General features: G+C 74.0%; 8 protein-coding genes. 6 read left to right on the top strand and 2 right to left on the bottom strand.

Annotation, left to right across the window (positions count from 1 at the left end):
• Both H5J30_RS12080 and H5J30_RS12085 read left to right on the top strand, forming a co-directional pair.
• On the top strand, positions 1-297 hold a 297-nt coding region (locus H5J30_RS12080), incomplete at its 5' end, for a TrmH family RNA methyltransferase (protein ID WP_220188818.1).
• A gap of 128 nt (positions 298-425) precedes the next feature.
• Positions 426-1,535 (top strand): agmatinase family protein, encoded by a 1,110-nt coding sequence (locus H5J30_RS12085; protein ID WP_181787436.1) that lies wholly within the window; start codon positions 426-428, stop codon positions 1,533-1,535.
• 26 nt (positions 1,536-1,561) lie between these two features.
• Here the strand turns inward: H5J30_RS12085 and paaN are convergent, their stop codons facing one another.
• Positions 1,562-3,244 carry a phenylacetic acid degradation protein PaaN gene (paaN, locus tag H5J30_RS12090; protein WP_181787437.1) on the bottom strand — a complete coding sequence of 561 codons (1,683 nt, stop codon included), beginning with the start codon at positions 3,242-3,244 and terminating at the stop codon, positions 1,562-1,564.
• Between the two features lie 92 nt (positions 3,245-3,336).
• Here paaN and H5J30_RS12095 point away from each other — a divergent pair, with 92 nt between their 5' ends.
• Entirely contained in the window at positions 3,337-3,951 is a 615-nt protein-coding gene (locus H5J30_RS12095) for a TetR/AcrR family transcriptional regulator (RefSeq protein ID WP_181787438.1), read from the top strand.
• Positions 3,952-4,028: 77 nt separating this feature from the next.
• Here H5J30_RS12095 and H5J30_RS12100 read toward each other — a convergent pair whose 3' ends face one another.
• Positions 4,029-4,559, bottom strand: coding sequence for an Lrp/AsnC family transcriptional regulator (locus tag H5J30_RS12100; protein ID WP_181787439.1), 531 nt, complete (start codon positions 4,557-4,559; stop codon positions 4,029-4,031).
• A 161-nt stretch (positions 4,560-4,720) separates the two neighbouring features.
• Here H5J30_RS12100 and pdhA point away from each other — a divergent pair, with 161 nt between their 5' ends.
• The 3 genes from pdhA to H5J30_RS12115 all read left to right on the top strand — a co-directional run.
• Entirely contained in the window at positions 4,721-5,878 is a 1,158-nt protein-coding gene (pdhA, locus tag H5J30_RS12105) for a pyruvate dehydrogenase (acetyl-transferring) E1 component subunit alpha (RefSeq protein ID WP_181787440.1), read from the top strand.
• Positions 5,875-6,912 carry an alpha-ketoacid dehydrogenase subunit beta gene (locus tag H5J30_RS12110; protein ID WP_181787441.1) on the top strand — a complete coding sequence of 346 codons (1,038 nt, stop codon included), beginning with the start codon at positions 5,875-5,877 and terminating at the stop codon, positions 6,910-6,912. The genes pdhA and H5J30_RS12110 overlap by 4 nt, the downstream gene beginning before the upstream one ends.
• Positions 6,912-7,349: biotin/lipoyl-containing protein (locus H5J30_RS12115; protein ID WP_309505508.1), on the top strand; the 438-nt coding region annotated here is incomplete at its 3' end. The genes H5J30_RS12110 and H5J30_RS12115, both read left to right, overlap by 1 nt.

A 7,349-nucleotide genomic window follows, 5' to 3' on the forward strand; every position in this document is an offset into this window, starting at 1 on the left:
CTCCTCAACTACGCCACCGCCGTCACCCGCCTCCCCCTCGCCGACCTCCCCGACGCCGCCCCCGGCCCGCTCTACGCCCTCGACCCCGCCGGCGACGACCTGCGCACCCTGCGGCTGCCGGACGACGCGCTCCTCGCCTTCGGCTCCGAGCGGCACGGCATCTCCCCGGCCCTGCGGGCGCGCGCCGACCGGCTCGTCTCACTGCCGATGCGCCCCCAGGTCTCCAGCTACAACCTCGCCACCAGCGTGGCCATGGCCCTCTACCACTGGTCCCTCGGCGCCCGTCCGAACGGCTGACTGCCGCCGCCCGCCGCGCGGCACACCCGCCGTCCTCGCGGCCGGTCGGATTGAGTGACGGCTGAAGGCGCCAGCGCGGTGCCCGCTCCACCCGGCGCCGGTCCGGGTGCCGCCGAGAGGAGCCCGACGTGGCCGATGTACCGCCGGACGCCTGGACGTGGGAAGTCGACCGTACCTCCGGCCCGGCGCGCGAGCCCGGGCCGATCAACCTCCAGCGGCACGCGCTCGTACCGGCCTACGCCGGGATCGCCACGCTCTTCGGCCTGCCGCTCTGCCTCAACCCGGACGACCTGCGCGCCGGCCGCGTCGACGTGGCGGTCGTGGGAGCACCGGTGGACATGTCCACCGGCCACCGGGGGGCGGCGTACGGGCCGCGCGCCATCCGCGCCGACGAGCGGATCCTGCCCCACACCCCGCAGATGCTGATCAACCCCAGCACGCGGATCAAGCCGTTCGAGGAGCTGACGGTGGTCGACTACGGCGACGCCGCGGTCGACCCGTTCAGCATCGACGCCTCGATGGGGCCGATCCGCACCCTGGTGCGGGAGATCGCCGGGACCGGCGCCATCCCCATCGTGCTCGGCGGCGACCACTCCATCCTCTGGCCGGACGCCGCGGCCCTGGCGGACGTCCACGGGGCCGGCAAGGTCGGGGTCGTCCACTTCGACGCCCACCCGGACTGCTCGTACGACCTGGTGGGGCACCCCACCTCCCACGGGACGCCGGTCCGCCGCCTCATCGAGGACGAACACGTCCCCGGGCGCAACTTCGTCCAGATCGGGCTGCGCAGCGCGCTCGCCCCCGACGCCGAGCTGTTCGACTGGATGCGCGAGCACGGGCTGCGCACGCACTTCATGGCCGAGATCGACCGGCGGGGCTTCGACGCGGTCCTGGACGACGCCATCGAAGAGGCCCTGGACGGGCCGGAGTACCTGTTCCTCTCCCTGGACATCGACGTGCTGGACCCCGCCTTCGCGCCCGGCACCGGCACGCCCGAGCCGCCCGGCCTGACCAACCGCGAACTGCTGCCGGCCATCCGCCGGATCTGCCACGAGACGCCGGTCGCGGGCATGGACGTCGTCGAGGTCGCCCCGCACCTCGATCCCGGCTACACCACGACGATGAACGCGCGCCGGGCGATCTTCGAGGCGCTGACCGGCATCGCGATGCGGCGCATGGGCCTGCCCGGCCCCGCCTACGTCGACCCGGCGGTCTCCGGCCCGCCGCCCAGGCCCTAGGGGCACCGGCCCGGGTGCGGCCGGCGCTACGCGGGGCGCCTGACCTCCACCATGCGGAAGCGGTTGGACACGAACGCGCCGTCCGTCAGCGCCGCGTTCGCCGACGGGTTGCCGCCGGAGCCGTGGAAGTCGGAGAAGGCCGCGGTCTGGTTCACGTACACCCCGCCGGTGAGGTTGAAGGACAGCTGCGCGGGCTCTTCCATGCACGCCTCCTCGACCAGCCGCTCCACCTCCGTCGACGTCGTGTACGCCCCGACGGTCATGGCGCCCTTCTCGCGGATCGTGCGCCGCAGCAGCGCCACCGCGTCCCCGGTCGAGTCCACCGCGACCGCGAACGACACCGGCCCGAAGCACTCCGCCAGGTACGCCGCCTCGGCCTCGGGCTTCGCGCCGTCGAGCTTGACGATCACCGGCGTACGCACCGTGGCGCCGGGGAACTCCGGATGGACGACCGCCCGCGTGGCCAGGGCGACTTCGCCGAGCCCCGGGGCCGCCTCCAGCCGCTCCCGCACTCCGGTGTTGACGATCGCGCCGAGCAGCGCCACTGCCCGCTCGTCGTCGCCGAGGAGCTTGCCGACCGCGGCGGCGAGGCCGTCGACCACCTCGTCGTACGACTTGCGGCCCTGGTCGGTGTCGATGCCGTCCCGGGGGATCAGCAGGTTCTGCGGGGTGGTGCACATCTGGCCGCTGTAGAGCGAGAGGGAGAAGGCGAGGTTGGCGAGCATGCCGCGGTAGTCGTCGGTGGAGTCGACCACGACCGTGTTGACCCCGGCCTTCTCCGTGTAGACCTGCGCCTGGCGGGCGTTGTCCTCAAGCCACTCGCCGAAGGCGGAGGAGCCGGTGTAGTCCACGATCCGGATCTCGGGGCGCAGCGCCAGCGCCTTGGCCGCGCCCTCGCCGTCCCGCTCGGCGGTCAGGCACACCAGGTTCGCGTCGAAGCCGGCCTCCGCCAGCACCTCGCGGGCCACCCGCACCGTGAGCGCCAGCGGCAGCACGGCCCGCGGGTGCGGCTTGACCAGCACCGCGTTCCCCGTCGCGAGCGAGGCGAAGAGGCCCGGATAGCCGTTCCAGGTCGGGAACGTGTTGCACCCGACGAGCAGGGCGATGCCGCGCGGCACGGCCGTGAACGTCTTGCGCAGGTGCAAAGGATCCCGCTTGCCCTGCGGCTTGGACCACTCGGCGACCAGCGGCGTACGGCTCTGCTCCGCGAACGCGTACGCGACGGCCTCCAGGCCGCGGTCCTGCGCGTGCGGCCCGCCGGCCTGGAACGCCATCATGAACGCCTGGCCCGACGTGTGCATCACGGCGTGCGCGAACTCGTGGGTGCGGGCGCTGATCCGGGCCAGGATCTCCAGGCACACCAGGGCCCGCAGCTCGGGCCCGGCCTGCCGCCACGCCCCCGTCGCCGCCCGCATCACGGGCAGCAGCACGTCCGGGTCGGCGTGCGGATACGTGATGCCCAGCTCCACCCCGTACGGCGAGACCTCGCCCCCGGCCCAGCCGTCGGTGCCGGGCTGGCCAAGGTCCACGCGGGTGCCGCGCAGCGCCTCGAAGGCCGCCTTGCCGTCCGCGGGAGCGCTCTCGCCGTACGCCTTCGGGTGCTCGGGGTGCGGCGACCAGAAGGCGCGCGTGCGGATCGCGTCCAGCGCCTGGTCGAGAGTGGGGCGGTGCTTCCCGGTGAGCGCATCGGGCGTCAGGGCGGCGGGCATACGGAACCAACTCCTCGTCGAGCTGGGCGGAAAACGGGCTTCGCGGCTAGAGTAACCGAATGATCGGTCGGGGCAAGAGAGGCTGTGGATAAGTGGCCGAGAGCAGGCGGACAGGCGCACAGAGCGGCGCGAAACGGGACACGTACACCCCCGAGACGCTGCTCGCCGTGGCCGTCGAGGTCTTCCTGGAGCGCGGGTACGACGGCACCTCGATGGAGCACCTCTCCCGCGCAGCCGGCATCTCCAAGTCCTCGATATACCACCACGTGCGCGGCAAGGAAGAACTGCTGCACCGCGCGGTCAGCCGGGCCCTCGACGGCCTCTTCGGCGTCCTCGACGAGCCCGCCGCGCGCACCGGCCGGGCCGTGGAGCGGCTGGAGGCCGTCGCCCGCGGGACGACCGCGGTGCTGATGGCGGAGCTGCCGTACGTGACGCTGCTGCTGCGCGTGCGCGGCAACACCGAGACGGAGCGCTGGGCCATGGAGCGCCGGCGCGATTTCGACGCCCGGGTGGCGGCGCTGCTGAAGGAGGCGGTGGCGGACGGCGACCTGCGCGCGGACGTGGACGTCCGGCTGGCCACGCGGCTGCTCTTCGGCATGATCAACTCGATCGCGGAGTGGTACCGCCCGCGCGCGGGCAACGCCCACGACGACGCCGAGGTCACGGCGGCCGTGGTGGCGCTGGCCTTCGCCGGCCTGCGGACCTGACGGATCTGACGGACCTGACGGACCTGGCGGCGGGCGGCCCGGGCGCGTACGCGGCGGGCGCCCGCCCGGGTGCGTACTCAGCTCAGCAGGTCGTTCTGCACGTCCGTCTCCTCGAAGACCAGCAGCGTGCGCGTCGACAGCACCTCCGGGATCGCCTGGATCCGGGTCAGCACGAGGTCGCGCAGCGCCCGGTTGTCCTCCGTGTGCACCAGCAGCAGCACGTCGAAGTCCCCGCCCACCAGCGCGATGTGCGCCGCGCCCGGCAGTTGTTCGAGCTGGCGGCGGGCCGTGCGCCAGGTGTTCTGGACGATCTTCAAGGTGATGTACGCGGACGTCCCCTGCCCCGCCCGCTCCTGGTCGATGCGGGCGGCGAAGCCGCGGATCACGCCGTCGTCGATGAGGCGGTTGATCCGGGCGTAGGCGTTGGCGCGGGAGACGTGGACCTGCTCGGCGACGGAGCGCACGGAGGCGCGGCCGTCGGCGCGCAGGATGCGGATGATCTCGCGGTCGACGCCGTCCAGCCGGCGGGCCGGCGGGCGCGGCGCGGGCACCGCGGGGGCGGGGGCGGGCAGGTCGGGGGCGTCGTCGGCCAACTGTTCTTCCGCCATGCCCTACCGCCTCCCGTGCCTGGACGACCTGCTGGTATTGGAAGCTGTGCAGAACCGTTTGTCCACAGGCTGGGGTTCCCTGTAGCCAAAATGTGCCGTCAACCGAACAATCGGTAGGGAGTGCACGAGGTCTCAGCCACGCCCACAAGGAGGTGGACGTCATGACGGTTCTTGAGCAGCCCGGCCGCGCCTACCACCCGGCGCCCCCGCCGGCCTGGAAGCCGCGTACCGATGCGGCACCCCTGCTGCCCGACCCCGAGCCGTACCGCGTGCTCGGCACCTCCGCCGCGGAGAAGTCCGACGCCGGACTGCTCCGCGAGCTGTACGGCGCGCTGGTCGCCGGGCGGAGGTACAACGAACAGGCGACGACCCTGACCAAGCAGGGCCGCCTCGCCGTCTACCCGTCCACGACCGGCCAGGAAGCCTGCCAGGTCGCCGCGGCCCGCGCCCTGCGCCCGCAGGACTGGCTCTTCCCCAGCTACCGGGACACGCTCGCCGCCGTCGCCCGCGGCCTCGACCCCGTGCAGGCCCTCACGCTGCTCCGCGGCGACTGGCACACGGGGTACGACCCGGCGGAGCACCGCATCGCCCCCCTGTGCACCCCGCTCGCCACCCAGCTCCCGCACGCCGTCGGCCTCGCCCGCGCCGCCCGGCTCAAGGGCGACGACGTCGTCGCCCTGGCCATGGTCGGCGACGGCGGCACGAGCGAGGGCGACTTCCACGAGGCGCTGAACTTCGCCGCCGTCTGGCGCGCGCCCGTGGTCTTCCTCGTGCAGAACAACGGCTTTGCGATCTCCGTCCCCCTCGCCAAGCAGACCGCCGCCCCCTCCCTCGCCCACAAGGCCGTGGGGTACGGGATGCCGGGCCGCCTCATCGACGGCAACGACGCCGTGGCGGCGTACGAGGTCCTCACCGAGGCCGTCGAGCGGGCCCGGGGCGGCGGCGGCCCGACGCTGGTCGAGGCCGTCACGTACCGCATGGACGCCCACACCAACGCCGACGACGCCACGCGGTACCGCACGGACAGCGAGGTCGAGCCCTGGCGCGCGCACGACCCCATCGCGCTGCTGGAGGCCGAGCTGACCGGCCGCGGGCTGCTCGGCGAGGCGGACGCGGCCGCGGCCCGCGCGGCGGCGGAGGAGCTGGCCGCGGACATGCGCGAGCGGCTGCACGCCGACGCCGAGCTGGACCCGATGGACCTCTTCGCCCACGTCTACGTCGAGCCGACGCAGCAGCTCCGCGAGCAGGAGAGCATGCTGCGCGCCGAACTGGCGGCGGAGCTGGAGGACGAGGGAGACGAGGGGGAGGAGCAGCGATGACGACGACCGCCGTCGCCGCCACCGCGGCCGGGCGCAAGCCCGCCACCATGGCGCAGGCCCTCACGCGCGCCATGCGCGACGCCATGGCCGCCGACCCCGCCGTCCACGTCCTGGGCGAGGACGTGGGGCAGCTCGGCGGCGTCTTCCGCATCACCCAGGGCCTGGCCGAGGAGTTCGGCGAGGACCGGTGCACGGACACCCCGCTGGCCGAGGCCGGCATCCTCGGCGCGGCCGTGGGGATGGCGATGTACGGGCTGCGGCCGGTGGTCGAGATGCAGTTCGACGCCTTCGGCTATCCCGCGTTCGAGCAGCTCGTCAGCCACGTCTCCCGGATGCGCAACCGGACCCGGGGGGCCACCCCGATGCCGCTGACCATCCGCGTGCCGTACGGCGGCGGCATCGGCGGCGTCGAGCACCACGGCGACTCCTCCGAGGCGTACTACATGGCCACCCCCGGGCTGCACGTGCTCACGCCCGGCACGGTCGCCGACGCCTACGGGCTGCTGCGCGCGGCCATCGCCTCCGACGACCCCGTGGTCTTCATGGAGCCCAAGCGGCTGTACTGGTCGAAGGCCGGCTGGGACCCCGAGCGGCCCGAGGAGGTGCCGGGCATCGGGCGCGCGGTGGTGCGCCGCCCGGGCACGACGGCCACCCTCGTGACGTACGGGCCCTCGGTCCCCGTCTGCCTGGAGGCCGCCGAGGCCGCCCGGGAGGAGGGCTGGGACCTGGAGGTCGTCGACCTGCGCTCCCTGGTCCCGTTCGACGAGGAGACGGTGGTCGCGTCCGTGCGGCGCACGGGCCGCGCCGTCGTCGTCCACGAGTCGCCCGGCTTCGCCGGCCCCGGCGGCGAGATCGCCGCCCGCATCGGCGAGCGGTGCTTCCACTACCTGGAGGCGCCCGTGCTGCGCGTCGCCGGCCTCGACATCCCGTACCCGCCGCCGATGCTGGAGAAGCACCACCTGCCGGGCGTGGACCGCGTGCTGGACGCGGTGTCGCGGCTGCAGTGGGAGGCCGAGTGGACGGAGGGCGGCTGATGCCGGAGGTCCGCGAGTTCGCGCTGCCCGACCTGGGGGAGGGCCTGACAGAGGCGGAGATCGTCACCTGGCTGGTGGATGTCGGCGACGTCATCGCCGTCGACCAGCCGGTGGTGGAGGTGGAGACGGCCAAGGCGATGGTCGAGGTGCCGTGCCCGTACGGCGGCGTGGTCACCGCCCGCCACGGCGACCCGGGCACGGAGGTGCCGGTGGGGTCGGTGCTGGTCACGGTCGCGGTGGAGAGTGCGGCCGCGGGCGGGGCCGGTGGCGGGACCGGCGGTGGCTACCGGGACCGGATCGAGGACAGGATCCGCGGTGCGGGTGCCGGTTCGGCGGACGGTGCGGTCGACGGCGCGGTGGTCGAGGCGCGGGCAGCGGCGGAGTTCGCCGGGGAGGAGACGGGCGGCTCGGGCAACGTACTCGTCGGCTACGGCACG

It is taken from the genome of Streptomyces phytophilus (assembly GCF_013870535.1).
GTDB lineage: Bacteria > Actinomycetota > Actinomycetes > Streptomycetales > Streptomycetaceae > Streptomyces > Streptomyces phytophilus.